Origin of the sequence: Campylobacter sp. MIT 12-8780, from assembly GCF_006864535.1 — a bacterium.
Lineage (GTDB): Bacteria > Campylobacterota > Campylobacteria > Campylobacterales > Campylobacteraceae > Campylobacter_D.
On record NZ_QHLL01000008.1, the window covers coordinates 49,586 to 74,507 of the forward strand.

Genomic DNA, 24,922 nt, shown 5'->3' on the forward strand with positions numbered 1-24,922 from the left:
GTTTGATCGTATAAATTTAAAATTGGAGTAAAGCAAATGACTTGTTTATATCCAGGCACCTTTGATCCTATCACAAATGGGCATTTAGATGTGATTAAAAGAGCCTTAAATATCTTTGATAAAGTTGTCGTAGCCATCGCTAAAAATGAGCAAAAACACCCCTTTTTTAGCCTAGAAAAAAGAAAACAACTTGCTTTGCTGGCTACTGAAAATTTAAAGGGCAATGTGCAAATCATCACTTTTGATTTTTTGCTTGTGGATTTAGCAAGGCAGATGAATATAAGCACTGTCATTCGTGGGCTTAGAGCGGTGAGCGACTTTGAGTATGAATTGCAGCTTAATTATGCTAATAATGCCTTATGGCAAGAATTTGAAACCATTTTTTTGATGCCTCATTTGAAAAACGCTTTTATCTCAAGCTCCATAGTGCGTTCAGTAAATGAACACGGCGGAGATTTAAGCTCGCTTGTGCCAAAAGAGATTATTCCTTATATGAAAGATAGAGAATGTATGTAGTATTTGAAGGACTTGATGGAGTAGGCAAAAGCACACAAATAGAGCTCTTAAAGCCTGAATTTCAAAACGCTCTTTTTACGCTTGAACCCGGTGCAACTGAATTTGGCAAGCATATAAGAACCTTATTGCTTAATAGCGAGTATAGTTTTGATGCAAAAACTGAACTTATGCTTTTTTTGGCTGATAGGGCTGATCATTTTGAACGCGTATTAAAGCCAAATTCTGATAAGCTCATTATCTCAGATCGAAGTGTTATTTCTGGTATAGCTTATGCAAGCGTGCATTTTAGCTTAGAAAGTTTGCTTTTTTTAAATGATTTTGTGCTTGAGGATTTTTTTCCAAAAAAGGCTGTGTTTTTACAAGCCGATGAAGAAGTACTTAGACAAAGACTTGTTGGCAAAGGGCTTGATAAGATAGAACAAAGAGGCTTTGAGTATTTTATGAATATACAAGAAAATTTCAAAAAAACGCTTTTGTTTTTAAAAGAGCAAAAAAATCTCGAGTTTATCACGCTTGAAGCTTGTGAGGATAAGCTTAAACTTCATAAATTAATTAAGGAATTTATCAATGATTAGTGCTTTAAAAGGAATGAAAGATATCTTTGATAAGCAGGCTAGGCTTTATGAAAAAGTGGTGCGAACCTGCGAGGAAGTAGCTATAAACTATGGTTTTAGCTTTATAAATACACCTCATTTAGAGCTTAGCAAGCTTTTTAGACGCAGTGTTGGAGAAAGCTCTGATATAGTGGGTAAAGAAATGTATGAGTTTATCGATAAGGGGCAAAATGAAGTTTGCTTGCGACCTGAGGGCACGGCTGGGGTTGTAAGAGCGTATATAGAGCATAAATTTGATAAAAGTATGAGTGTAAAAAGATGGTTTTATCATGGTTCAATGTTTCGCTATGAAAGACCACAAAAAGGACGTTTGCGTGAATTTCATCAATTTGGGGTTGAAAGCTTTGGCACCCCAAGTGTATATGAGGATGCAAAACTCATAGCCATGCTTCATACTATCTTAAAAAAACTTGAAATTCAAACAAGATTAAAGATAAACTCACTAGGTTGTGAAAAGTGCATGGGAGTGTTTAAGCAAAAATTTCTTGCCTTTGTTGAGAGCAAGGAAGGCTTTTGTGAGGATTGTTTAAGACGCAAGGAACAAAATGTTATTCGTATGCTTGATTGCAAAAACGAGCATTGTCAAGAGCTTTTAAAAAATCACCCAAAATTAAGTGAGTGCTTATGCGAGGAATGCAGGCAAGATTTTAGCCTTTTAAAAGAGCTTTTAAGTGCGAGTAGTATAAGCTTTGAGTGTGATGAAAGGTTGGTGCGTGGGCTTGATTATTACTCAAAAACGGCTTTTGAGTTTGAAAGTGATGAACTTGGTGCAAAGTCTGCTGTAGCAGGTGGTGGGCGTTATGATAGATTGATTGCTTATCTTGGAGGCAAGCAAGGTTATGGAGTGGGCTTTGCTATAGGTATAGAACGTTTAATGGCGATTTTAGAGCTTAAAGAACAAAAAGAGCTAAGAAAAGGAATTTATCTTTGTGCCTTAGATGAGGCTTTTATCAAAGAGCTTTTTGCTTTAAGTTTAAAACTTCAAGAAAGCAAAATCGTGCATTTTAATCATGAAGCAAAAAAGCTTGCAAAGCATTTAAATCAAGCTGATACTTTAGGAGCTGAAGTTTTTTTATGTATGGGTGAAGATGAGGCGCAAAAACAAAGTCTTTTTTATAAAAACTTAAGCACAAAAGAAGAAAAACTCATACGCATTAAAGACTTGGAGCAGGCTTTATGAAAGATTATGGTATAGATATTTGGGGCGATGATAATTTCATCATTAAAAATGGCAAGGTTTGTGTAAATTTTGGCAAAAAACCAGCCCTCATTGAGATCATAAGAGCCTTAAGAGATGATGGCTATAAAGGACCTTTGTTGCTTCGTTTTCCTCATCTTATCCACAAGCAAATTGAAAATATTTATGGTAAATTTGCAAATGCAAGAAAGGAATTTGACTATAAAGGCTCATTTAACGCTGTATATCCGCTCAAGGTAAATCAATATCCAGGCTTTGTAAAAAACCTTGTTAAACTTGGCAAGGATTATAATTACGGACTTGAAGCAGGTTCAAAGGCTGAACTTTTGCTGGCTATGGCGTATAATAATCAAGACGCACCCATCACAGTCAATGGCTTTAAGGACAGAGAGCTTATCAACATAGGCTTTATAGCTCGCGAAATGGGGCATAATATCACTTTGACTATAGAGGGCTTAAATGAGCTTGAAAGCATTATTGATATAGCTAAGGAACGTTTTAAGCCTAAGCCAAATATAGGCTTAAGGGTAAGGCTTCATTCAGCTGGGGTTGGAATTTGGGCTAAGAGTGGAGGGATAAACTCTAAGTTTGGACTTACTTCAACTGAGCTTATAGAGGCTATTAATTTGCTTAAAAAAAATAACTTACTTGAGTATTTTACCATGATACATTTTCATCTTGGCTCGCAAATCACTGAAATCCACCCCCTTAAAAAAGCTTTAAATGAGGCAGGCAATATCTACACAGAGCTAAGAAAAATGGGAGCAAAAAATTTAAAAGCCATTAATCTAGGCGGAGGCTTAGCTGTGGAGTACTCGCAGTTTAAGGATGAGCAAAGCAAAAACTATACCTTAGGTGAGTATGCTAATGATGTGGTGTTTATCCTTAAAAATATAGCCGAGCAAAAAAAGGACTTAGAGCCAGACATTTTTATAGAAAGCGGACGTTTTGTCGCGGCAAGCCATGCTGTTTTAATTGCTCCTGTTTTAGAGCTTTTTTCTCAAGAATACACAGAAAGCAAACTTGCACTTAAAAAGCAAAATCCAAAGCTTGTTGATGAGCTTTATGATCTATATAAAAGTATAAAGCCTTCAAATGCCCTTGAATATATGCACGATAGCATAGATCATATGGAGAGCATTTTAACCCTTTTTGATCTAGGCTATGTGGATTTAATAGATAGATCAAATACTGAAATTTTAGTGCATTTAATCATCAAAAAAGCCATTGCTTTGCTTGGAGATACGCAAAACTCAGCTGATTTTTTAGCCTTGCAAAATGAGGTGCAAGAACGTTATTTGATCAATTTTTCACTTTTTCAATCAATCCCTGATTTTTGGGGCTTAGAGCAAAATTTTCCTATCATGCCTTTGACGCATTTGGATAAAAAACCAACAAGAAGTGCGAGCATTTGGGATATTACTTGTGATAGCGATGGTGAAATTTCATATTCTAAGAGCAATCCTTTATTTTTACACGACATAGATATTGAGAAAGAAAATTATTTTTTAGGATTTTTTTTAGTAGGAGCTTATCAAGAAGTACTTGGAATGAAACACAATCTTTTTGTGCATCCTACTGAAGCAAGTATAAAGATAGATGAAAAAGGCTATGAGCTCGAAAGTGTCATAGAAGCTCAATCCATACTTGATACTTTAGACGATTTAGATTATGATATCCATGTGATTATGGACATACTTAATGAAAGAATTTCAAATTCAAAACTTGTGAATGAAAAGCAAAAAAAGCAAATTTTAGGCGAACTTTATCTATTTTTAAATGATAATGGATATTTAAAAAGTGCAGATGTGTGATGAATTTTTTTGCTCTTATTAAAGAAGATTTTGATCAAGCTAAGCTTCAAGATCCAGCTTATCATTCAGTTCTTGAGCTTTTTTTTAATTATCCTGGTATTTGGGCTGTGGTAAATTACCGCTTTGCGCATTTTTTCTACACAAGAAAATGCAAGCGAATCGCTCGTGTTATCAGCGGAATTTCACAATTTTTTACAGGAGTTGATTTACACCCTGGCGCAAAACTTGGCAGACGTGTATTTATCGATCATGCAAATGGAGTTGTTATAGGACAAACGGCTATCATTGAAGATGATGTTTTGATCTATCAAGGCGTAACCTTAGGTGGCACAAGCCTAGATAAAAACACTAAACGTCACCCTACCATAAAAAGCGGTGTTATCATAGGAGCAGGAGCAAGAGTGCTTGGCAATATCACCATAGGCAAAAACGCAAAAATAGGCTCAAATGCTGTAGTTATAGCCGATGTTCCAGAAAGCGCAACAGCTGTTGGCATACCAGCAAGGATAGTAAAAAACAAAAAAGAAAATAGCAGAGCTATAGACAAGCATTGCGAAGACAAACTTGCTTTGCTTGAAAAAAGAGTGCTTGAGCTTGAGAATTTGCTTTTGCATGGAAAAAATGAGTATTAGTTTTTAGCTCAAAAAAGACAAGGGATTTGCAAAACTTTTAACTAGCTTATTTTTATAAAAATTTATGCTTTTAAAACACCTTTTTTACAGATAATAAAAATAAAAAGTATTTTTATAGCTTAAGTTGTAAAGTTTGATTTGATTTTTTGAGAAAGAATAAAAGTTTGATTTGATAAATTTTGCTATAATCTTGCCTTTAGTTTAAGGAAAATAATGCCACTTTCAAAGCTTAATGAAGAACAATACAAAGCCGCCACAGCCAAACTCGGACACAATCTTATCATCGCTAGTGCTGGCACGGGTAAAACTTCTACCATAGTTGCGCGCATAGCATATCTTTTAAAGCAAGGAATTTGTGCTGAAAAGATTATGCTTTTAACCTTTACAAACAAAGCAAGTAAAGAGATGATCTCTCGCTTAAGTCTTTATTTTCCAAAAGAAATTACACAAAAAATTATCGCCGGAACCTTTCACAGCACCGCTTATACCTTACTTAAAGAACGCAACAAAGAAATACTTTTAAAGCCAAATGCTGAACTTAAAGTGCTTTTAAAAAGTGTTTATGAGCGAAGAACTTTTGCTCATTTAAGTGATACTAAGCCTTATATGCCAAGTTATTTGTATGATATATACTCACTTTTTCAAAATAAAAGCAAAGATAGGAATTTTGAAGCATTTTTTTGTCAAAACTACCCAGAACAAGCCGTTTTTGCAGAAATTTATCAAGATATTTTGCACGAGTATGAGGAGGAAAAAAAGCGGTTTAATTATGTAGATTTTAATGACTTGTTGCTTCATCTTAAAGAAAGCTTAAATGAAGAGAAAAAAGAATTTGATGAAATTTTAGTTGATGAGTATCAAGATACAAATACCTTGCAAGGTTCTTTGATAGAGGCTTTTAAAAGCAAAAGTTTGTTTTGTGTGGGGGATTATGATCAAAGTATTTATGCTTTTAATGGGGCTGACATTGGTATTATAGGAGGCTTTAAAGAAAGATTTAAAGACGCTGTAATTCACACCTTAAATAAAAATTATCGCTCAAGTCGTTTCATACTTGCCCTTGCAAACAAAGTCATTATCAATAACGAACGCCTTTATCCAAAAGAACTTGTTGTAACAAGGCAAGGAGAGTTTAAAGCTCCTGTTTTGCTCGTTTTTAATGAGCTTTTTGAGCAATATCAGCATATTGCTAAAATCATACTTACAAGTGGGGTGAGTTTTGAAAAGGTAGCAGTGATCTTTCGCAATAACTCAAGCGCTGATGGTATGGAGGTGGCTTTAAGAGAGCAGGGTATTGCTTGTGTGCGAAAGGAAAGTCGTAGTTTTTTTGATAGCCTTGAGATTAAAGCATTTTGTGCAATGCTTGCTTTAAGGGTAAATCCTAAAGATATCATGGCATTTATTCATTTGCTTGAGTATGTAAAAGGTGTTGGGAGTGTGCTTGCAAAGGAGCTTTTTGATAGTTTTTTACAACTTGGCGAGGGTAATTTAATCCGTGGTTTTTTAGAGCCAGATAAAAAAGCAAATTTAAAAAAAACAGCAAGAAAAAGCTATGATTTGGGGCTTTTTGAGGAGCTTGAAAGCTTGCAAAACCCAAGCCGCTTTCATTTAAAGAGCGAATTTAATGAAAATCCCATTTTAAGCCTACCAAAAATCAATGAATATATAGCCTTAAAGCTTGAAAAAATATATCATTTTATAAAAGAAAGTGTTAAAACAATAAATTCAAATGAGCTTATTGCACTTATCCTAGAAAACGAGCTTTTTGTTAAAATTTGTGAGTTTTTGGCGACAAAAAGAGCGACAAATAAAGCAGGGCATGTTGATATGGATAAAAAAAAGCTGGCGTTAGAAAAGATAGAGTTGAAGCTGGCTATGCTTAAGGATTTGGCAAAAAATTATAGTGATGTTTATAAATTTTATAATTTTCTTACACTTGGAGCAAACGAGATGAGTAATGGCTCTGGGGTAAATTTACTTAGCGTTCATGCAAGCAAGGGGCTTGAGTTTGATCTTGTTTTTGTTGTCGATCTTGCACAGGGACGTTTTCCTAATGAAAAGCTTATGCTTATGGGTGGATCTTTAGAGGAAGAAAGAAGGCTGTTTTATGTGGCTGCAACAAGAGCAAAAGATATGCTTTATCTTAGTTATGCCAAGTATGATAAAAACAAAAACACTCACTATAAGCCTTCTTGCTTTCTCATTGAAGCTGGTTTGTGTAAGCCTTCTTAGTTAAAATATCTAAAGCGAAAAAATGAGGTAGGGTTTGTGGATTTTAAAAAATTACAAAAATACTTATGCAAATTTAGTATTTTTGAAAGATATTTCCATAATACTCTATATCTTTTGCATTTTCTTTCTTTTCAAGTTTTTCAAGCAAGTTTTTGCCTTCACTTGCTTTTTGAATATCTTCATCTAAGTCTTGATAAGAAAAAACCATATTTATGCTGATGATATTTTTTAAGGCTTCTAAGCTTTTGTATGCTTTTAGCTCATCATCTAAGCACTCACTTTCAATGATTACGATGATTTTGTCATTTTCATTAAGCTCGACGCTGCAGTCTTTGATGAGCTTAATCTCTTTTAAAAGCTTATCTTGGTGTTCTTTTTTTGCTATGATTAAAACGCTTGAGATATTCATTTTTATCCTTCATTGAGTGTAAAAATTAAAATTGTATCATTATATCCTGAAACAAGTAAAGTTTTTTCATCTAAAAAAAGTATGTGTTCGAGTGAAAAATTAAGATTTTCAAAAGCTTTTATTCTTTTTAGATTTGAGCTAGAGAAAATTTCAAGTGTATTTTTGCTACTATCGCCAAAAGCAAATACGCTTGCATTAGCACTTAAAGCACAAGTATAGATAAGAAAATCCCTTTCTATAAAACGTTGCACGCCATTTTGCACAAGCCCCACTTTTCTATCAGTAGCACAACTTAAAACGCTTGAGTTTTTAAAATCCACACTATATACACTATCTTTGTGAATTTGATCAAAATTAGCAACTTCTTGCCAGCTTTTTAGATCAAAAAGCTTGACTTCTCCGCTTTCAAAGCCAGCTACAAGCTTGCTTTTATCTTCATTCAATGCAGCATCATTTAAGCTAGAATGTGAAAAAATATACTCTTTTAGCACTTTTAAATTTGAAAAATCAAGCAAGATTAAACGCGCTGAAGAAAGAGCAAGTAAAACCTTATCATCATCAAGTAAAAAGGCTTTTTTTGCAGAATCAAAAGCAAGCTTTTTGCTTTGTAGCTTTTTGTTTTGATCAAGTAAATTTAGGTTTTTTCCACCAAATGAAGCCTCGCTTAAGATAAGCACCTTATCTTTTTGCATATCAAGACTAAAAACGCGTGGCGAGACATTTTTTTCATAATAATTTTCTATCTTTGCAAGTTGAAGATAAAACGCACTCTTTTTTTCTTTTAAGTCAAAAAGCTCTACACTACCTAAATCCGTGCCGATGAGTAAAATTTCATCTGCTTTACTCAAGCTCATTATATTTGAATGATCTTGAGTTTTTTTAAACACTTCAGCTTCTAAGGCTAAAGATAAACTTAGGCTTAAAAGCAAGATAGCAAGAGCTTTTGGCATTTATTTTACCCCTTCGTTTAAGGCATCGATGAGATTTGATCTTTTCTTTGCTTCTTCGCTTTTAAACTCTGGCTTGAAAGTGTTTCCAACCAAAGGTTTTGCATTACTTTGAGGCACATGGCATTGGGTGCAGTTAAATCTTTCGTTACTTACTTCATCGCCAGTTGCTTTACCTGCTTGAAAGTCAAAATAATGAGTCATAGGCATAGCTGTAGCACCTACATCGGCAGCAATTGCTTTGTCGTGGCAGCTTAAGCACATATTATTTTCCCTTGTGATAGGAAGCATATCCTCAATGCTATGAGGCACAAGCGGTGGAGCGTTTTCAAATGATCGTTCGATCAAATTTGATTCGCCCGGTTGCAAAGTAGTGAAATTTGCATCAGGTAAAACAACATTGTTTTCGTTTTCAACGCTTGTTTTTCTTATGCCTATCTCATCAGAACTTAGTGCTGAACTTGTGCTTTCTTTTTTATCTTGACAAGCGATGAAAGTTAAAGCACACACACACGCTAACATTATAATTTTCTTTTTCATTTTTTACTCCTTAAATCTAAAATATTAAAAACCAAAGCATCATCATCACAAACTTCAATGCAACGCCCACATCTTATGCACTCCCCAGAACTTACGCTTTTGCTTTCCTTACCTACCATAAAAAGCACTTGTTTTTCAGGGCAGATTTCTATGCATTTATAGCATTTGGTGCAGTTTTGTGCTTTGTGCTTTACTTTAAGCAAAGCAAAACGAGAGATAAGCGCATAAAATGCTCCCAAAGGACAAAAATGCGAACAAATCGCTCTTGGGCTTAAAAAGCTATCTATGCAAAAGATCACAAAAGCAACAAAAAGCCAAGAAACACTGCCAAAAATAATACCCCTTTGCACTATGCCTATATAAGAAATGCTCTCAAACACAGGCAAAGAAAGCGCAAAAGAAAGCACTAAGCACAAAATAAGCACAAGGTATCGTAAGTTTTTGTGCAAGATCACAAATTTAGAAGACTTAAAGCCAAATTTCTTTCGCACAAAAGCTGCTAAGTCAGTGATAAGGTTGATAGGACATACCCACGCACAAAATGCGCGTCCTAAAAATACCGCATACACAAAAGCAATGATTAAGGCTCCGCTTAAAACAGCAGCGTCTATACTCAAGCTTGCAAGCACGATTTGTAAAAAAGCAAAAGGATCGCTCAGTGGGATGGTATCAAACCACACAGATGAGCTTAAATCACCCTTAGCGATAAAATCAAGCGAGCTAAAGCCAAGACAAGCTAAAATTCCAAGCTGAACAGCTCTTCTTAAAAGTAAATATCTCATAACAAATCCTCGCTATTAAGATAATCCCTAGCTTTGTTTTGCTCGTTTTTCTTGCTTGTATCAGCGTCTTTTAGCCTTTGTTCATCTTGCTTGTCCCAGCCTTTGACATAGTTTGTCCCGGCTCTACCAAGCACATATTCACGCGGTAAAACACGGATAGCTGGTTCTTCTGTGATACAGGCTCGCTCGCAAAGCCCACAGCCAACGCACACTTCATGATCGACAACAGGGAGCAAAAAGGCATGCTTAGCGGTGCGTTCATTGCGTTTAAGCTCAAGTTTTAAAGCCTTATCAATCAACGGACAGGCTCTATAGCACGCATCACATTGCACGCCCCAGTGAGCGACACAGCTTGCACTATCAAGTATAGCTATACCCATTTTAAGTTCCAAAACACCTTTTTCACGCTCTAAATACTGATGATCTAAAGCATTTGTAGGGCATTCTCTTATACAAGGTATATCCTCACAAAGATAGCATGGCGTTTTTCTTGCTTCAAAAAAAGGTGTGCCATTTTTTGGGCTATCAAAAACACTTGCAAGCTTTAAAGTATCATAAGGACAGGCTTTTACACACAAACCACAACGTATGCATAAAGATAAAAAACGCTTTTCATCCTCAGCTCCGGGTGGGCGTAAAAAATACCCCTCATCAGCCTTAAGTGCAAGCGTAGCTAAAAAGCCACCGCTCGCACAAAGACAAAGGGCTTTAAAGCCAGTTTGCATAAACTCTCTTCGGTTTTTCATTGTTTTTACGCTTTAGTGATTTTTACCGCACATTTTTTAAAATCTGTTTGATTTGAAAGTGGGCAAGTCGCATCTAAAGTAACTTTGTTAATATAGACATTTTCATCAAACCAAGGCACATATACAAGTCCTACAGGCGGTTTGTTTCTACCACGCATATCAACGCGTGCTTTAACCTTGCCACGACGCGATTCAACCCATACAAGATCGCCTTGTGCTAAACTAAGCTTCGCACAATCTTGTTCATTCATATAGCACAACGCCTCAGGCACAGCTCTATAAAGTTCAGGCACACGCATAGTCATCGTTCCACTATGCCAATGCTCTAAAACCCTACCTGTAGAAAGCCAGAAAGGATACTCAGCACTTGGACGCTCAGGAGCTTTCATAAATGGACGGAAGAAAATCTTTGTTTTGTTTGCAAGTGAGAATTTCTCATCGCCAGAAGTTGGAGCGATTAAATTTCCTCTTTGCAAGGCTTTATCAGCAGCTCCATAAAAAGCAAAGTCTGAATTTGGAGCTGCTTTTTTAGCATAATAATCAAATTTGGTGTTAAAACGCCACTGGGTTTCTTTGCCATTGACTACAGGCCATCTTAAGCCTCTTACTTGATGATAGGTGTTAAAATCTGCTAGATCGTGTCCGTGTCCAAGTCCGAATTTGCGGTATTCTTCCCAGAGGTATTTTTGCACGAAAAAGCCATAGCCTGTAAATTCTTTACCATCACTGCCTATAACCTTTCTTGCGTCACCTTTTACTTCGCTATTATCCACACCTTGCATTACAGCATCATCAGCGCTAAATTTTTTCGCATCTTCATTTGCATAAAGTACATCAAAAAGCGTGCTTTCTTCACTATAACCCATAGCCTTAGCTTCTTCTAAAACGCTTGGTAAAGTCGTTTTATCATCAACCTTTGTTTCTCCCCATACTTCTTTAAGTTTAAAACGTTTTGCAAATTCCATCATCTGCCAAGTATCACTCATAGCTTCACCTATAGGTAAGACTTGTTGTTTCCAGTGTTGGGTTCTTCTTTCAGCATTGCCATACGCGCCCCATTTTTCATAAATCATCGCGCTTGGTAAGATAAGATCAGCTACCTTTGCTGAAATACCCGGATAACTATCACTGACTACGATGAAATTATCCATAGTTCGTGCTGCTTCTATCCAGTGGTTTGCGTTGGCTGTATTTTGCCAAGGATTATTCACTTGTACCCAAGCAAATTTGATCTTGCCATCTTCTAAATCACGCATTATCTTAAGATAAGGAGCGCCCGGCTTTGGATTTAAGGTTTTTGCTGGGAGTTTCCAAATTTTTTCTGTGATTTCTCTGTGTTTAGGATTTGCTACAACCATATCAGCTGGTAAGCGGTGTGAGAAAGTGCCTACTTCTCTAGCAGTGCCACAGGCTGATGGTTGTCCGGTTAGAGAAAATGCTCCACTTCCTGGTTTTGCTTGCTTACCAAGTAAATGATGTACCATATACGCTTGCTCATTTACCCAAGTACCTCTTGTGTGTTGGTTAAAGCCCATAGTCCAAAAGCTCACAACTTTGCGGTTTTTTTCTATGTAAAGATTGGCAAGTTCTTGAAGTTTTTTCTTAAAATCTTCTAAGCTTTCATTATCATCACCTTTTGAAACCTTAGCCACATAGTCTAAAGTATAAGGTTCAAGGGCTTTTTTAAAGTCTTCAAAGCTGATTTCCCAGTGAGCCATAGCTGCACCTGCGTGCTTGTGTTCAAAAGTATCACCTGCTTTAACGCCAAGATAAGCTAAAGCTACGGCTTCTTCTTCATCAAGAACTATAGAGTTTTGTTTGGCGACTATATCTTTTTCTGCTTCTTTGAATTTTGGGTGGTTTGGATTGTTTCTCATACCATAACCAATGTCAGCATAACCTGTAGTGAAAATGCAGTGATTTTTGATAAAATCCATATCCAAAGCTTCTGGGTGATTATAGACTATCTCTCTAGCGATGTAGTTCCATATCGCTAAATCAGTATTTGGCTTAAAGATGATCTCACTATCTGCGATATGACTAGTGCGGTTTGAAAAAGTCGAGAGGTTGATAACCTTGACTTTATCTAAGTTTGAAAGTTTTCTATCTGAAACACGGCTCCATAAAATCGGGTGCATTTCAGCCATATTTGCTCCCCAAGTGATGATAGTATCGGTAAGTTCTATATCATCATAACAGCCTGCTGGCTCATCAACTCCATAAGTTTGCATAAAAGCTACAACAGCTGAAGCCATGCAGTGTCTTGCGTTTGGATCGATATTGTTTGATCTAAAGCCTCCTTTGATGAGCTTTACAGCCGCATAACCTTCTTGAACGGTGTATTGTCCGCTACCAAAAACAGCTATACCACTTGCACCAAGTTCATTGTAAGCCTTTCTAAACTGCTTTTCCATTTCATCAAAAGCTCTTTGCCAAGAAACTTGCTTGAATTTGCCTTTTTTATCAAATTCGCCCTTTTCATTGACACGAAGCAAAGGTTGCACCAAACGATCCTCCCCATACATAATTTTAGCATTAAAATACCCCTTAATGCAGTTTAGCCCACGATTTACCGGAGCAGCTGGATCGCCTTTAACTGCAACGATTTTGCCATCTTTTTTTGCGACCATGATACCACAGCCTGTTCCACAAAAACGGCATACTGATTTATCCCATTGCCATTGTTCTTGAGCATTAGCTAAAGCTGAACTTGGCAGACTCAAACCCGCAACGCCAGCAGCACTAGCAATAGCAGAGTTTTTGATAAAATCCCTTCTATTCATAAGAAAGACCTCCAAAATTTGATTTTCACTTCATTGTAGCAGAGTTTTTATTAAACGAATATAAAATGAATATTTTTCTAAGCATTATTTTTACATTTTTTTAAGGATTTTAAATTAAAGACTAGAATAATATTAATTAATATAAACAATATATAAAATTATCAAAATCACCACATTTTGAGTGCTTTTCAATGCTATTTTAAAGCAAGACATAAAACGGCACTAAATTTAAAACAACGCAAAAAAGAGCAAGCCATTTAAAACGAATGCTAATTAGAGCTAGTAATATATAGGCTAAGAGTAGGTTCAAGCTTATATTTGCAAAATTTAAGGCGTGAAATTTAAAGTTAAAGAAATCAAGTAAATAGCTATCTACTAGCCCTCCAAAGCCTATGAGGTGCAAAAACAAAACGCAGGGATAAAATACAACAAAAGCCGCACTTAAAGGTATGGCTAAAAACTGCTGGAAAGAAATAAGTGGGAAAAAATGTAACACTGGGATAATCATCGCTAAAAAAGTCCATAAATTTAGCAAGATGATATTAATAAAAGCATTAAAATAGCTTGCGAAATGATGTAAATATAAAAAGATAAAAAATACTCCCAAAACTGAAAACAAAAAGCCTACGCTAAAAAGAAGCTGCGGAAATAAAGCAAGACAGATTAATACGCTAAAAAATAAATTCCCAAAATGAATGATTTTATTATGCTTGGCTAAAAGATAAAAGCCAAACAAAGCCATTACTAAAGATCGCACAAAACTTGGCACAAAGCCGATGAGATAAGCATAAAAAAGCAAAAATACAAAAATCATCACACTCAAATCAAGCCGTAAATTTCGGTAAGGAAAATAGCGTTTTTGAAAAAAGCTATAAAGTGGAGCAAAACAAAAAAAGAGCAAAGAAAAAATCAAAGCGATATGATAACCACTAATGGCTATGAGGTGAGCTATGCCGTAGTGATTGACATCATTTCGAAGCTCTTTTGAGACACTAAGGGCAAAAAATAAAGCCCCATAAAATTCCTTAACTTTTTCATCTTGGTGCTGATTGAGAAAATAAGGAATGATTTTATGTTTAAAAACAGGCTCTGTTGAAGTGATATTTAAATCATAACTTGGCATATAAAAGCTTTTTGAAAGATAGTCTTTAAAGCTTACTTTGCTTGTAATAGCTCTTAAATTTAGCTTTGCATAGTTTGAAATTTCTTTATCTTTAGCTGTAGTGGTATAAAAGTTAAAGTCCTTGCTAGCAAGCTTTAAAACCCTATAAGATCTGCCTTTTTCATTTGTTTTTATATAACTTAAAAGCACGCTAATATCTTTAAGATAGATATGCTTACTTTCTTTAAAGGCTAAAAAATGTCTGTATTCATAAAAAAGATTAAGACTAAAAACACAAAGGCAAAAAAATCCAAGAAAAAGGAATTCTTGGTATTTTTTTACCCATCTTTTCATTGTGTTTTTTTAGAAAAAGAAGAAAGATAAAACCAAATCAAAACGATTAAAACAAGCAAAAACAAAGGCACAAGATAAGGATAAGTGCCTAAAGTATCCATAAAAGGTGTGATAACAGCTCCAAAAGCAAAGCCAGCATATCCTAAAGCTATAGCCCAAAGCAAGCTTGCAAATGTGTTGATAATGAAAAATTTCAAAAAGTTAAATTTCGCAAGTCCAGCCGCCATAGGAATAAAGGTTTTTAGTCCATAGATAAATTTTTGAAGCAAAAGTAAAAAAACGCCGTATTGTTTGATCTTCATTTGAGCTAAAGCAAGCTTGCGTCGGTGTTTTTTAAAATACGGCATTAAATCTTTTTTATAGTATTTGCCTAAGATAAATAAAAGTGTCGAGCCAAGCGTATTTGCCACAAAGGCTAAGACTATGCAAAGGCTGAGGCTAAAATGCCCTCCAGCGCTTAACACTCCAGCAGCTAAGATAGCTACCATTCCACCACCTAATGAATACACAAACAATATAATATAACCATACTCAAGCAAGCTCGCGATAGTTTCACTCATAAAAAAGCCTCTTATCTCGCGTAATCCACAGCCCTAAGCTCGCGTATAACATTGACTTTGATTTCGCCCGGAAATTGCACCTTATCTTGAATTTCACTAGCAATTTCTTTAGCTAAAAGCACGGCTTCATCATCATTGATAAGTTTTGCATTAGCAATGACTCTAATCTCACGCCCAGCATTGATAGCATAAGCGTTTTTAATCCCTTCTTTGCTTTTGGCTATATTTTCAAGCTCAGTTACTCGTTTTAAAAAGGCTTCAAGAACTTCTCTTCTAGCTCCTGGACGCCCTGCTGAAAGCACATCAGCGGTGCAAACAGCCGCACTTTCCACGCTTGTAGCTTCTTCGTGTCCATGATGAGCGTAAATGGCGTTTATCACAGCTTCAGGCTCTTTATATCGTTTGCAAAGCTCGCCTCCTAAATCCACATGTGAGCCTTCAAAATCATGAGTTAAAGCTTTGCCTATATCGTGCAAAAGCCCAGCACGACGAGCCAAGCTTTCATCGCCTCCGCATTCAGCAGCGATGATACCGGCTAAGTGAGCGACTTCTAAAGAGTGAGCAAGAGCATTTTGTCCGTAGCTTGCTCTGTATTTAAGCTTGCCGATAAGTTTAACTATCTCAGGGTGCATTTTGCTTAGCCCTAAATCCATGATGATATTTTCGCCTTCTTCAAGGATTGAGCTTTCAAAGTCTTTGCAGACTTTTTCATAAATTTCTTCTATGCGGGCAGGTTGAATGCGTCCATCTTCAACTAAGAGTTCTATAACCTTCGTCGCTATGGCTCTGCGGTAGAGGTTAAAGCAACTTACTATGATAGCTCCTGGCGTATCATCGATGATAATATCCACGCCTAGCACCATTTCTAGAGTTTTGACATTGCGTCCTTCTTTGCCTATAATGCGTCCTTTAAGCTCATCATTTTTGATATTTACGACATTGATGAGCCTTTCAGCTGCAAATTCGCCAGCAAAGCGAGAAGTCGCTTGTGCGATGATGTAGTTTGCCTTTCTTTTACCTTCGTTTTTGGCTTCTTCTTCGTATTTACGGACTATAGAAGCGATTTCTTGCCTTGAGTTTTCTTCGACTTTTTTTAAGACGATTTTTTTGGCTTCTTCTTGGGTAAGTCCGGCTGAGCGTTCCAAGGTTTTTAAAACCTCTACTAGCTTTTCTTCGTAATTGTTTTTAAGATTAATGCTTTCTTCAAAAAGCTCTGTAGCCTTTTTTTGCTTTTTTTCTAGCTCTTGTGAGCTTTCTTTGAGATTTTGCTCTTTTTTGTGCAAATCATCAAATTTTTGAGAATATTCTTTTTGCATTTTGTGGCTTTTATCCTCAAATTTCTTTTTGGCTTCAAATTCAGCATTTAAAACTGAATTTTTAGCATCCTTTAGCACAAGTTCAGCTTCGTATTCTATGGCTTTTGCTTTTGCTTTCGCCTGCTCAACAAAAATATCATGCTTTGCATCGTTTATTTTTTTGGCAACTATATACCCAATCCCTACGCCTATGATAACGGCGATAAATGCAGTTAAAGTTATCAGCATTTTTCAACTCTTTCTTATAAAATTTTTTAAAAGGGTTAAGATAGAAATCACCTTGTATATCGTGTTCTTGACTTAGTTTTATTTGGCTAAATCCCTGCGTAGCTTGCACAAAAACGATTAAAGGTTTATATTTTAAGCTTGCAAAAAACCTATCGTAAAAACCTTTACCATGTCCTATTCTTTTAAAGCTTTTATCCACGCCAAGCACTGGCACTATAGCTAAATCAATTCTAACACTCATCAAAGAATTCTTTGGTTCTTTAACCCCAAACCTCTTTTTATAAAAAGGTAGTCTTAATTTTATCACTTTTAAACTTTCATCTTGCATAAATGGAACAAAAAGCTGACAATTTTTACTGAATTCGTGTCTAAACTTATATAAATCAAGCTCATAAGTAAGTGGTAGGTAGATTAAGACATTTTTTGCTTTTGTGTTTTTTATGAGCTGAAGGCATTCTTTAAATACAGCAAAATCATGTCTGAAAAAGTATTTTTGAAGTTGGATCAATTTGCTTTTTTGCAATTTTCTAAATTCTTCTTTCATTGTGTATCCATTTATGAATTTCTTATATAATCTTAGCATTTTTTAAAAGATTTTAACGAAATTTAAAAAGGAAAATAAATGAGAATTTTTATAACTTTGTTTTTAGCTCTTTTTTTAATCTCATGCTCAAGTGATGATAAAGATGAACAAAACGCAAGCTCACTTCTTTCTTGGGGACAGGGCAATAAACAAAGCTTTGATCTTAAACTCAATAATGGCGAGAATTTATTTATCAAGTCAAATGAAGGAAAACTTGAGTTTGTGAGTAATGATAAGGCAACTTTATTTGTGTTTTTTACAACTTGGTGTGCTCCGTGTTTGGCTGAAATTCCTCATCTTAACAAGCTTCAAGAAAAGTATCAAGATAATTTTAATATTATCGGTATTTTGCTTGAAGATAAAAATTCAAACGAAGTATCAAATTTCATAAATGAAAAACAAATCAGCTTTAAAGTGGCTTTGGGTGAGCCAAATTTCACCTTTGCTCAAAGCGTGGGTGGAGTAAATGCTATACCTACGATGATACTTTATTCAAGTTCTGGAGAGCTTGTGGGGCAGTATTTGGGTATTATCCCTCAAGAAATGCTTGATATTGACATTCAAAAAGCGATTATGTAATGCTTGATTTTTTAAAAAAAGGTTTGCAAAAAACCTTTGCTAATTTTAGCGATCTTAAAAAGGGTAAGGAAAAAATTTCAAAAGATTTGCTTGAAGAAATGCTTCTTGAAGCTGATGTGAGCTATGAGATCATAGAAGAAATTTTATATTATCTTCCGCCAAGCGATGAGGTTAAAAAGGAAGATTTGCTACGCGTGATGAAGGCGTATTTTATCTATGATAAACCAAAAGCTATCGAGGAAAAACCCTTTGTTCAGCTTATCTTAGGTGTAAATGGGGCTGGAAAAACCACAAGTATTGCTAAACTTGCAAATTTTTATATACAAAATAATCAAAAGGTGATTTTAGGAGCTTGTGATACCTTTAGAGCTGGAGCGATCGAGCAGCTTAAGCTTTGGGCTAAAAAACTCGAACTTGACATAGTCGCTTCCGCACAAGGTCACGATCCTTCAGCTGTAGCGTATGATGCGATTAGCAAGGCTTTAGCCAAAAAATATGATAGGGTGATCCTAGATACAGCCGGACGTTTGCAAAATCAAAAAAATCTTGCTAGCGAGCTTGAAAAAATCGTGCGAATTTGTGCTAAAGCTATGCCAAATGCTCCCCATCAAAAAATCCTCGTACTTGATGGCACTCAAGGTAATGCTGGCATTTTGCAAGCTAGGGCTTTTAACGAGCTTGTTAAACTTGATGGCGTGATTATCACTAAGCTTGATGGCACGGCTAAGGGTGGGGCTTTATTTGGTATAGCAAAAGAGCTTGAGCTTCCTATACTTTATATAGGAGTAGGCGAGGGCGTAGAGGATTTACTTGAATTTAATGTTGATGAGTATTTGCAAGCTTTGCTTGAAGGTATTTTTGAGTAAAAATGAGCTTTACTCTAGCTTTTTGCCCTGTTTTTTATAAAGCTCAAAGTATTTAAGCTTTTATATCAAGCAGATTTTCACTTTTTTCCTCTTGAGCTTCTTCTTTTTTTTAACTCAAGTTCTTTCTTTTGAGCTTGTTCTTGAAACTTAAGTGTAGGCTTGACATTATACTCTAAGCTTGTATCCAAAATGCCACTGCAAACCTCTAGTATCATTTATCTGCACCACCTTATCCAAATGGAATATATTTTAAAGCATAATTAAACTAAAATAAATTTTTTCTTAAAAAGAATACTTTATCTAAATCTTATACAAAAAAGTAGCACTCATTTTTTCAGCACCCAGCCTAAATAAAAGCAAAGCAAGCTTAAGGCTAAGACGATAAAATTTCGTAAAGTATAGTTTGAAATCAAAGCGATATTGGTTAAAGAAAGCATAAAACCAGCTGCTGCACTATAAATACACGCGCTACTCATCACACCATTTTGCACGGCTTTTCGGCACGGGCAGTTTTTATACAGCTTTTTAAGGCTTGATTTTTGGCTTGGGTTTTGCTCTAATTGCTCGTGCTTTTTTGCAAATTTCATTCCTATGAGCGAAACAAGGGCTAAGAAGCTAAGATAATAGAGCAAAAACTCAAATAAAGAATCAAAAAGCGTTTGAAATACCATCAAAAGTTCCTTAGCCAAAAGTCAAGATGAGCTTGCTCGGTTTTTAGCGTGGTTTCTCCTCCGTGTCCTGGCAAAAGCCTTAGCTCATCTTTAAAGCTAGCCACTCGCTCTAGGCTTTGTTTCATTAAATTTGCATCAGAATAAGGAAAATCATACCTTCCAATACTTCCTTGAAACAAAAAATCCCCACTAAAAGCCAAGCCTTCACCGACAAGTTCTATCATACAACACCCCGGCGTGTGTCCGGGAAAAAGAAGGAATTTAAATTTCACTCCAGAGATGTCAAATTCATTTTCATCGGTGATTAAAACATCTGCTTTTGAATGCTCATGCCCCATACCAAAAGGATCGCTTAGCATAAACTCATCAAATTTATGTATATAAATAGGAGCCTTAAAATGCCTTTTTACCGCTTCGTTATCCCAAACATGATCAAAATGTCCGTGCGTATTTAAGATCGCTTTAACCTCAGTTGCATTTTGCTTTACAAAGTCAAATGCTCCATCTCCAGGATCGATGACAAAGTCTCCTTGCTCGCTTTTGAGTATGTAGCAATTTGTGCCGTAAGCCCCACACGCTTTTTTTAAAATTTGCATTTATTAATCCTTGTTAATTTTTAGTTATAATTATACATTTTTAAGTTAAGGATAGAAAATGGATTTTGCTTTTTTGGAAAAAAAGCTTTGCAAATTTATACAAGATGAGCTTGAAAATGCCCGCGTAAAAGGCGTAGTTTTAGGACTTAGTGGAGGCATAGACTCAGCCCTTGTAGCTACACTTTGTAAAAAAGCTTTGGGCGAAAAGGTATTTGCACTTTTAATGCCAAGTCAGTTTTCTAATGAAACAAATCTTAAAGATGCTTTAAAACTTTGTGAGAACTTAAAGCTTGAGTATAAGATCATAAACATTGAAAACATACTCAAAGCCTTTTTGCAAAACATTCAAAATCCAGATAAAATCCGCATAGGCAACTTAAGCGCAAGAATTCGTATGAGCTTGCTTTATGATTACTCAGCCTTTAAAAATGCTTTGGTTGTTGGCACGAGCAATAAAAGCGAGCTGATGTTAGGATATGGCACGATTTATGGGGACTTAGCTTGTGCTTTTAATCCTATAGCAAGGTTGTATAAGAGTGAAATTTTTGAATTTGCTCAATTTTTAGGCTTAGATGAAGTTTTTATCAAAAAAGCTCCAAGTGCGGATTTGTATGAGGGACAAAGTGATGAAAAAGAGCTTGGCTTTAGCTACGCACAGATTGATGAGGCTTTAAAAGCTCTTGAAGCAAATGATAAAAGCACCCTAACAAAGCTTGAACCAAAATTGCTTGAGATGATTGAAAAAAGAAAAAGGCAAAATGCCTTTAAGCTTGAACTTCCTCGTTTTATAAGTCTTGATGAATGAACTTTTTTGATTCGTATTTTTATAAGCCAAATTTCTTTCAAAAAGCGCTTGCTTATCTGCTTTTACCCTTAAGCTTTATCTATGCTTTGTTTGCTATTTTAAACACTCAATTCAAGAAAAAAGTAGCCTTTGAAGTGCCAATCATTAGCGTTGGAAATTTAAGCTTAGGTGGAAATGGAAAAACACCCATGTGTAAGGCTATAGCTGTATTTTTGCAAGAATTTTTATCACAACAAGGCTCAAAGAAACCTAGAATTTTTATCATTTTAAGAGGCTATAAGCGAAAAAGCAAGGGCTTAATATGCGTAAAACTTGGTGAAAAAATACTTTGTAGTGTAGAGCAAAGTGGCGATGAGGCTATGGAATACGCCTTTGAAAAGGCAATTTATGGCGTGATCGTGAGTGAAGATAGGGTAAAAGGCATACAAAAAGCTCTTGAATTAGGAGCAAGTATCATTTTGCTTGATGATGCTTTTTCTAAATTTCACATCAAGAAATTTGATCTTTTGCTTGAGGGCAAAACAAAACCTTATTTTAATTTCAGCTTGCCAAGCGGAGCGTATCGTTTGCCGCCAAGTTATGCTAAAAAGGCTGATTTTATAGCTATTGAGGGTAGGGATTTTGTGCGGTATTCTTATGTGAAAGAAAATCAAAAAGCAGTTTTAATCGCTTCTATAGCCAAGCCTTTTAGGTTGTATGAGCATTTCATCAAGGCAAGGGCGTGTTATTTTTTTAAAGATCATTATGATTATAAAAAAAGCGAGCTTGAAAATTTGCTAAAAAAGCATAATTGTGATACACTAATGCTGACTTTTAAGGACTTTGTCAAGGTTAAGGATATGGGCTTTAAGTATGAACTTATCAAGCTTGAGCTTGAGTTAATGTCAAGCTTAAAAGAAGCTTTGATGAATTATATAAAAAGCTTTAAAAACTTTGATATAAAAGGATAAAAATGCTTTTAGTAGGAACAAGGGATAAAAGTCAAAGCGTTTCTTTTAAAGAAGCTTTGCTTAATCCAGCTGCTCATTTAGGCGGTTTGTATGCGCCATTAAGCTTACCCAAGTTTAACGGCTATGCGTATAAAGACTTAAGTTATAATGATTTTGCTTTAAAGCTTATTCAAAGCTTTGAATTTGGCTTTGACGAGGATTTTAAAGAGGCTTTAAAAAGCTATAAAAGTTTTGATGATGAAACTTGTCCTGTGCGTTTAAATAAAATCAGTGAAAAACTTTTTATCAACGAGCTTTATCATGGACCAACAAGAGCATTTAAAGATATGGCTTTACAGCCTTTTGGAGTGCTTTTAAAACGTTTTAGCGAGGGTAAAAATTTCCTTGTGTGCTGCGCGACAAGTGGAGATACTGGACCTGCGACTTTAAAAAGCTTTGAAAATAGCCAAGTTAAAGTTGTATGCATATACCCAAAGGCTGGCACAAGTAGGCTTCAAGCCTTGCAAATGAGAGCTCTAGATAAGGACAATCTCAAAGTTTTTGCAATCAATGGCGACTTTGATACAGCCCAAAACACGCTTAAAGCTTTGCTTAATGATACTGAGTTTAAGCAAGCCTTAAAGACTGAAAACATAGAGCTTTCAGCAGCAAATTCAGTGAATTTTGCACGCATTTTGTTTCAAATCATTTATCATTATTATGCTTGTATAAAGATAGATAAAGAACTTGAGATCATCATACCAAGTGGCAATTTTGGCGATGCTTTGGGGGCGTATTATGCTAAAAAAATGGGGGCAAAAATCAAGCGTATAAAGATCGCTTCAAATGCAAATAATATCTTAAGTGAATTTTTTAACACAGGCAAATATGATTTAAGAGGCAAAAAGCTGGTTAAAACGCTTTCTCCAGCTATGGATATACTCATATCTTCAAATATAGAACGTTTGCTTTTTGATCAATTTGGCGATGTAAGAACGCTTGAGCTGATGAATGCTTTAAAAGAAAAACTTCATTTTGAACTCACAAAAAACGAGCTTGAGAGCTTAAAAGAGGATTTTGAGGCTGATTTTTGCACGGATTTAGAATGTAAGCATTTTATCAAAGACTTCTCAAAAAGCGCCATCATCGATCCACACACTGCAACTTGCTTTAAGCTTTTAAATCCGCATAAAACTACACTCATTACTTCAACAGCTGAGTGGAGTAAATTTGTGCCAAGTATGTATGAAGCTTTATTTAACAAGCCTTGCAATGATGAAAAAGAAGCGATGTTAGAGATCGCTGAAGCTTACGGCGAGGGGATAAAAACCGAGCTTTTAGATCTTTTTGATCTTGAAAAACAAGCTATTCAAAGCTATGAAGCAAGAGCTTTAAAAGATGAAATTTTAAGGTGGATAAAGAAATGATTATCATACCAGCAAGGTTAAAATCAAGCAGAATGCCTGAAAAGATTTTATGCGAGATTAAAGGTGTGCCTATGTTTATCGCAACTGCTTTAAGAGTAAAGGGTGTTGATGAAGTATGTATAGCTGTTGATGATGAAAAAGTGCTTGATGAGGCTAAAAAGCATGGCTTTAAGGCTGTGCTTACAAGCAAAGAACATGAAAGTGGCACAGATAGGCTTAATGAAGCCTGCAAGCTTTTGGGCTTAAAAGATGATGAGATAATCATCAATGTCCAAGCTGATGAGCCTTTTATAGAGCCAGAAAATTTACATAAATTTAAAGAATTTAGTCAGCAAAACCTAGATATTACAGCCTTTATGACAAGTTGTTTTAAAACTTGCACGAGCGAGCAAGCACAAGATAGCAATCTTGTTAAAGTCGTGCTTGATAAAGATAATTTCGCCCTTTATTTTTCTCGCTCAAAAATTCCTTTTGAAAGAGCAGATTATAATGAAGCCTTTAAAGCACATTTAGGCATTTATGCTTATAGTGTAAGGGCATTAAATGAGTTTTGCACCTTAAAAAGCTCAAATTTAGAGCAAGCTGAAAAGCTTGAGCAGCTTAGAGCCCTAGAAAATGGCAAAAAAATCAAAATGCTTGAAATACAAACAAAAAGTATAGGCATAGATACCAAACAAGACTATGAAAGGGCGTTGAAGTATTTTGTATAAGGATTTAAGGCTTGATTGAAAATGTGCTTTTTAAAAGAATGGCTCTAAAATAGAGTATTTTTTTAAAAAGGTTGAGAAAGGGTAAAAAAGTCTTGCTTTGAGCCTTTTTATTCTCTTTTAATTTAATAAATCCTATAATGTAAGTTTTAGTTTAAGATAAAAGCATAAAAGGCAGTAGTTGTGGATATATTTGATGAAATGTTTTCTAAAAGCCCTGAAGAGAAGTTTTTTGAGACTTTAAGACACGCACCTTTGGGGGCTGTTGAGAAGTGCTTAAGAGCTTTTATAAGCGAGCATATCGCTATGCTTGAGCTTTTAGAGCAAAAGGGCGTGAGTGAAGATGAACTTGAGCTTTATAAGATGGAAAATGACTTTTTGATTCAAGAGCGTTTAAATGATTATTATATAGAGCTTGGAGCTAAAATTTTAGGACAAGAAGGATAGATGAGGGTAATCACTCTTTGTTGTTTGCTTATTTGTGTAAGTTTTGCAGCTGCTCCTGTGTTTGAGCATAGTTATGAGTTTAGCCTTAAAAAAGATGAACGAGCTTCTGTGAGTATTACTGAACTTGCATATAATGACAAACAAAATTTTGACTTTTATTGGACTCTTTTTGATACAAATAAAATCATCATACATACAAGATACCGCAAATTTTCAAGGCAGTTTGTTTTGGCTTTACGTAGGAATCTTAACTGGGCGACTCAAACTTTGATCCCTGATTATACCAATCCTCACATAGATAGAGCCAGACTTATCTTAGAATTTAGTGATTTTTCAAGAGGAGAAGCTAAATTTAAGGTGTATATCGAGGATAAGCAAGCAAGGCTAGCTGTGGATTTTTTAGATCCAAATAAACTTGATCCAAGTAAGACAAGTGATGCAACAAAGATAGTTCCGGGGATTTATTTTAGTGAGGAAAAAAATGCTAGCCTTCAACCAGCTCCTCAAACAGAGCAAGCACCTCAAGTTTTAGAGCCAAA

The 24,922-nt window shown here is 35.5% G+C and carries 26 protein-coding genes and 1 pseudogene; 14 read left to right on the forward strand and 13 right to left on the reverse strand.

The window, feature by feature from the left end; genetic code table 11:
• The first annotated feature begins 36 nt into the window (after positions 1-36).
• The 6 genes from coaD (at position 37) to DMB95_RS07290 (ending at position 7,006) form a co-directional block, all read left to right on the forward strand.
• Positions 37-516 (forward strand): pantetheine-phosphate adenylyltransferase, encoded by a 480-nt coding sequence (coaD, locus tag DMB95_RS07265; RefSeq protein ID WP_137632959.1) that lies wholly within the window; start codon positions 37-39, stop codon positions 514-516.
• Entirely contained in the window at positions 507-1,091 is a 585-nt protein-coding gene (tmk, locus tag DMB95_RS07270; RefSeq protein ID WP_142931517.1) for a dTMP kinase, read from the forward strand. The genes coaD and tmk overlap by 10 nt, the downstream gene beginning before the upstream one ends.
• The gene (gene hisS / locus DMB95_RS07275; protein WP_142931518.1) at positions 1,084-2,310 is read left to right on the forward strand and encodes a histidine--tRNA ligase; all 1,227 of its coding nucleotides are present in this window, start codon (positions 1,084-1,086) and stop codon (positions 2,308-2,310) included. Before tmk ends, hisS begins: the two co-directional genes overlap by 8 nt.
• Positions 2,307-4,142, forward strand: a complete 1,836-nt coding sequence (gene speA, locus DMB95_RS07280; RefSeq protein ID WP_137632962.1) for a biosynthetic arginine decarboxylase — start codon at positions 2,307-2,309, stop codon at positions 4,140-4,142. The genes hisS and speA overlap by 4 nt, the downstream gene beginning before the upstream one ends.
• Positions 4,142-4,774 carry a serine O-acetyltransferase gene (gene cysE / locus DMB95_RS07285; RefSeq protein WP_142931543.1) on the forward strand — a complete coding sequence of 211 codons (633 nt, stop codon included), beginning with the start codon at positions 4,142-4,144 and terminating at the stop codon, positions 4,772-4,774. The genes speA and cysE overlap by 1 nt, the downstream gene beginning before the upstream one ends.
• 213 nt (positions 4,775-4,987) lie before the next feature.
• Entirely contained in the window at positions 4,988-7,006 is a 2,019-nt protein-coding gene (locus tag DMB95_RS07290) for an ATP-dependent helicase (RefSeq protein WP_142931519.1), read from the forward strand.
• 73 nt (positions 7,007-7,079) lie between these two features.
• Here the strand turns inward: DMB95_RS07290 and DMB95_RS07295 are convergent, their stop codons facing one another.
• The 10 genes from DMB95_RS07295 to DMB95_RS07340 form a co-directional block, all read right to left on the reverse strand.
• Positions 7,080-7,415 (reverse strand): chaperone NapD, encoded by a 336-nt coding sequence (locus tag DMB95_RS07295; protein WP_137632965.1) that lies wholly within the window; start codon positions 7,413-7,415, stop codon positions 7,080-7,082.
• 2 nt (positions 7,416-7,417) lie between these two features.
• Complete coding sequence (locus DMB95_RS07300; RefSeq protein WP_142931520.1) at positions 7,418-8,365, reverse strand: WD40 repeat domain-containing protein; 948 nt, start codon at positions 8,363-8,365, stop codon at positions 7,418-7,420.
• Positions 8,366-8,902, reverse strand: coding sequence for a nitrate reductase cytochrome c-type subunit (locus DMB95_RS07305; protein WP_142931521.1), 537 nt, complete (start codon positions 8,900-8,902; stop codon positions 8,366-8,368). It lies immediately after the preceding gene.
• A complete protein-coding gene (gene napH / locus DMB95_RS07310; protein WP_142931522.1) occupies positions 8,899-9,684 on the reverse strand; it encodes a quinol dehydrogenase ferredoxin subunit NapH in 786 nt (261 codons plus the stop codon). Before napH ends, DMB95_RS07305 begins: the two co-directional genes overlap by 4 nt.
• Positions 9,681-10,430, reverse strand: a complete 750-nt coding sequence (gene napG, locus DMB95_RS07315) for a ferredoxin-type protein NapG (RefSeq protein ID WP_142931523.1) — start codon at positions 10,428-10,430, stop codon at positions 9,681-9,683. The genes napH and napG overlap by 4 nt, the downstream gene beginning before the upstream one ends.
• A gap of 5 nt (positions 10,431-10,435) precedes the next feature.
• The gene (gene napA / locus DMB95_RS07320; protein ID WP_142931524.1) at positions 10,436-13,213 is read right to left on the reverse strand and encodes a periplasmic nitrate reductase subunit alpha; all 2,778 of its coding nucleotides are present in this window, start codon (positions 13,211-13,213) and stop codon (positions 10,436-10,438) included.
• A gap of 199 nt (positions 13,214-13,412) precedes the next feature.
• Positions 13,413-14,669: a ComEC/Rec2 family competence protein gene (locus DMB95_RS07325; protein WP_142931525.1), complete on the reverse strand. Its 1,257-nt coding sequence runs from the start codon at positions 14,667-14,669 to the stop codon at positions 13,413-13,415.
• On the reverse strand, positions 14,666-15,229 hold the full coding sequence (locus DMB95_RS07330; protein ID WP_142931526.1) for a DedA family protein: 564 nt from the start codon (positions 15,227-15,229) through the stop codon (positions 14,666-14,668). The genes DMB95_RS07325 and DMB95_RS07330 overlap by 4 nt, the downstream gene beginning before the upstream one ends.
• 11 nt (positions 15,230-15,240) lie before the next feature.
• Positions 15,241-16,773, reverse strand: a complete 1,533-nt coding sequence (rny, locus tag DMB95_RS07335) for a ribonuclease Y (RefSeq protein WP_142931527.1) — start codon at positions 16,771-16,773, stop codon at positions 15,241-15,243.
• Positions 16,682-17,317 carry a 5-formyltetrahydrofolate cyclo-ligase gene (locus tag DMB95_RS07340; protein WP_142931528.1) on the reverse strand — a complete coding sequence of 212 codons (636 nt, stop codon included), beginning with the start codon at positions 17,315-17,317 and terminating at the stop codon, positions 16,682-16,684. Before DMB95_RS07340 ends, rny begins: the two co-directional genes overlap by 92 nt.
• Before the next feature lie 78 nt (positions 17,318-17,395).
• On the opposite strand from DMB95_RS07340, the gene DMB95_RS07345 reads away from it, so the two are divergent.
• The gene (locus DMB95_RS07345; RefSeq protein WP_137632975.1) at positions 17,396-17,935 is read left to right on the forward strand and encodes a TlpA family protein disulfide reductase; all 540 of its coding nucleotides are present in this window, start codon (positions 17,396-17,398) and stop codon (positions 17,933-17,935) included.
• Positions 17,935-18,801, forward strand: a complete 867-nt coding sequence (gene ftsY, locus DMB95_RS07350; protein WP_142931529.1) for a signal recognition particle-docking protein FtsY — start codon at positions 17,935-17,937, stop codon at positions 18,799-18,801. The genes DMB95_RS07345 and ftsY overlap by 1 nt, the downstream gene beginning before the upstream one ends.
• Before the next feature lie 77 nt (positions 18,802-18,878).
• Here ftsY and DMB95_RS09575 read toward each other — a convergent pair whose 3' ends face one another.
• The 3 genes from DMB95_RS09575 to DMB95_RS07360 all read right to left on the reverse strand — a co-directional run bounded on the left by DMB95_RS09575 (position 18,879) and on the right by DMB95_RS07360 (position 20,068).
• Positions 18,879-19,016, reverse strand: coding sequence for a hypothetical protein (locus tag DMB95_RS09575; RefSeq protein WP_162056949.1), 138 nt, complete (start codon positions 19,014-19,016; stop codon positions 18,879-18,881).
• Positions 19,017-19,127: 111 nt separating this feature from the next.
• A complete protein-coding gene (locus tag DMB95_RS07355; RefSeq protein ID WP_142931530.1) occupies positions 19,128-19,472 on the reverse strand; it encodes a hypothetical protein in 345 nt (114 codons plus the stop codon).
• Entirely contained in the window at positions 19,472-20,068 is a 597-nt protein-coding gene (locus DMB95_RS07360; protein WP_142931531.1) for an MBL fold metallo-hydrolase, read from the reverse strand. Before DMB95_RS07360 ends, DMB95_RS07355 begins: the two co-directional genes overlap by 1 nt.
• A gap of 58 nt (positions 20,069-20,126) precedes the next feature.
• Here DMB95_RS07360 and DMB95_RS07365 point away from each other — a divergent pair, with 58 nt between their 5' ends.
• The 6 genes and pseudogenes from DMB95_RS07365 to DMB95_RS07390 all read left to right on the forward strand — a co-directional run.
• Complete coding sequence (locus tag DMB95_RS07365) at positions 20,127-20,873, forward strand: NAD+ synthase (protein ID WP_142931532.1); 747 nt, start codon at positions 20,127-20,129, stop codon at positions 20,871-20,873.
• Positions 20,870-21,823, forward strand: a complete 954-nt coding sequence (locus tag DMB95_RS07370; protein ID WP_142931533.1) for a tetraacyldisaccharide 4'-kinase — start codon at positions 20,870-20,872, stop codon at positions 21,821-21,823. Before DMB95_RS07365 ends, DMB95_RS07370 begins: the two co-directional genes overlap by 4 nt.
• Before the next feature lie 2 nt (positions 21,824-21,825).
• Positions 21,826-23,229, forward strand: coding sequence for a threonine synthase (thrC, locus tag DMB95_RS07375; RefSeq protein ID WP_142931534.1), 1,404 nt, complete (start codon positions 21,826-21,828; stop codon positions 23,227-23,229).
• On the forward strand, positions 23,226-23,939 hold the full coding sequence (gene kdsB / locus DMB95_RS07380) for a 3-deoxy-manno-octulosonate cytidylyltransferase (protein WP_137632983.1): 714 nt from the start codon (positions 23,226-23,228) through the stop codon (positions 23,937-23,939). The genes thrC and kdsB overlap by 4 nt, the downstream gene beginning before the upstream one ends.
• Before the next feature lie 180 nt (positions 23,940-24,119).
• On the forward strand, positions 24,120-24,383 hold the full coding sequence (locus tag DMB95_RS07385; protein WP_137632984.1) for a DUF2018 family protein: 264 nt from the start codon (positions 24,120-24,122) through the stop codon (positions 24,381-24,383).
• A pseudogene (locus tag DMB95_RS07390) lies at positions 24,384-24,857 on the forward strand (exporting protein); the annotation flags it as partial.
• Positions 24,858-24,922: the final 65 nt, after the last annotated feature.

Coding starts and splice junctions, on each gene's coding strand:
- DMB95_RS07325 (WP_142931525.1), bottom strand. CDS start 14,669: ATGAAAAGATGGGTAAAAAAATACCAAGAATTCCTTTTTCTTGGATTT.
- DMB95_RS07295 (WP_137632965.1), bottom strand. CDS start 7,415: ATGAATATCTCAAGCGTTTTAATCATAGCAAAAAAAGAACACCAAGAT.
- cysE (WP_142931543.1), top strand. CDS start 4,142: ATGAATTTTTTTGCTCTTATTAAAGAAGATTTTGATCAAGCTAAGCTT.
- DMB95_RS07365 (WP_142931532.1), top strand. CDS start 20,127: ATGGATTTTGCTTTTTTGGAAAAAAAGCTTTGCAAATTTATACAAGAT.
- kdsB (WP_137632983.1), top strand. CDS start 23,226: ATGATTATCATACCAGCAAGGTTAAAATCAAGCAGAATGCCTGAAAAG.
- DMB95_RS07355 (WP_142931530.1), bottom strand. CDS start 19,472: ATGGTATTTCAAACGCTTTTTGATTCTTTATTTGAGTTTTTGCTCTAT.
- DMB95_RS09575 (WP_162056949.1), bottom strand. CDS start 19,016: ATGATACTAGAGGTTTGCAGTGGCATTTTGGATACAAGCTTAGAGTAT.
- DMB95_RS07370 (WP_142931533.1), top strand. CDS start 20,870: ATGAACTTTTTTGATTCGTATTTTTATAAGCCAAATTTCTTTCAAAAA.
- tmk (WP_142931517.1), top strand. CDS start 507: ATGTATGTAGTATTTGAAGGACTTGATGGAGTAGGCAAAAGCACACAA.
- DMB95_RS07340 (WP_142931528.1), bottom strand. CDS start 17,317: ATGAAAGAAGAATTTAGAAAATTGCAAAAAAGCAAATTGATCCAACTT.
- napG (WP_142931523.1), bottom strand. CDS start 10,430: ATGAAAAACCGAAGAGAGTTTATGCAAACTGGCTTTAAAGCCCTTTGT.
- coaD (WP_137632959.1), top strand. CDS start 37: ATGACTTGTTTATATCCAGGCACCTTTGATCCTATCACAAATGGGCAT.
- DMB95_RS07360 (WP_142931531.1), bottom strand. CDS start 20,068: ATGCAAATTTTAAAAAAAGCGTGTGGGGCTTACGGCACAAATTGCTAC.
- speA (WP_137632962.1), top strand. CDS start 2,307: ATGAAAGATTATGGTATAGATATTTGGGGCGATGATAATTTCATCATT.
- napA (WP_142931524.1), bottom strand. CDS start 13,213: ATGAATAGAAGGGATTTTATCAAAAACTCTGCTATTGCTAGTGCTGCT.
- napH (WP_142931522.1), bottom strand. CDS start 9,684: ATGAGATATTTACTTTTAAGAAGAGCTGTTCAGCTTGGAATTTTAGCT.
- ftsY (WP_142931529.1), top strand. CDS start 17,935: ATGCTTGATTTTTTAAAAAAAGGTTTGCAAAAAACCTTTGCTAATTTT.
- DMB95_RS07345 (WP_137632975.1), top strand. CDS start 17,396: ATGAGAATTTTTATAACTTTGTTTTTAGCTCTTTTTTTAATCTCATGC.
- rny (WP_142931527.1), bottom strand. CDS start 16,773: ATGCTGATAACTTTAACTGCATTTATCGCCGTTATCATAGGCGTAGGG.
- thrC (WP_142931534.1), top strand. CDS start 21,826: ATGCTTTTAGTAGGAACAAGGGATAAAAGTCAAAGCGTTTCTTTTAAA.
- DMB95_RS07290 (WP_142931519.1), top strand. CDS start 4,988: ATGCCACTTTCAAAGCTTAATGAAGAACAATACAAAGCCGCCACAGCC.
- DMB95_RS07330 (WP_142931526.1), bottom strand. CDS start 15,229: ATGAGTGAAACTATCGCGAGCTTGCTTGAGTATGGTTATATTATATTG.
- hisS (WP_142931518.1), top strand. CDS start 1,084: ATGATTAGTGCTTTAAAAGGAATGAAAGATATCTTTGATAAGCAGGCT.
- DMB95_RS07305 (WP_142931521.1), bottom strand. CDS start 8,902: ATGAAAAAGAAAATTATAATGTTAGCGTGTGTGTGTGCTTTAACTTTC.
- DMB95_RS07300 (WP_142931520.1), bottom strand. CDS start 8,365: ATGCCAAAAGCTCTTGCTATCTTGCTTTTAAGCCTAAGTTTATCTTTA.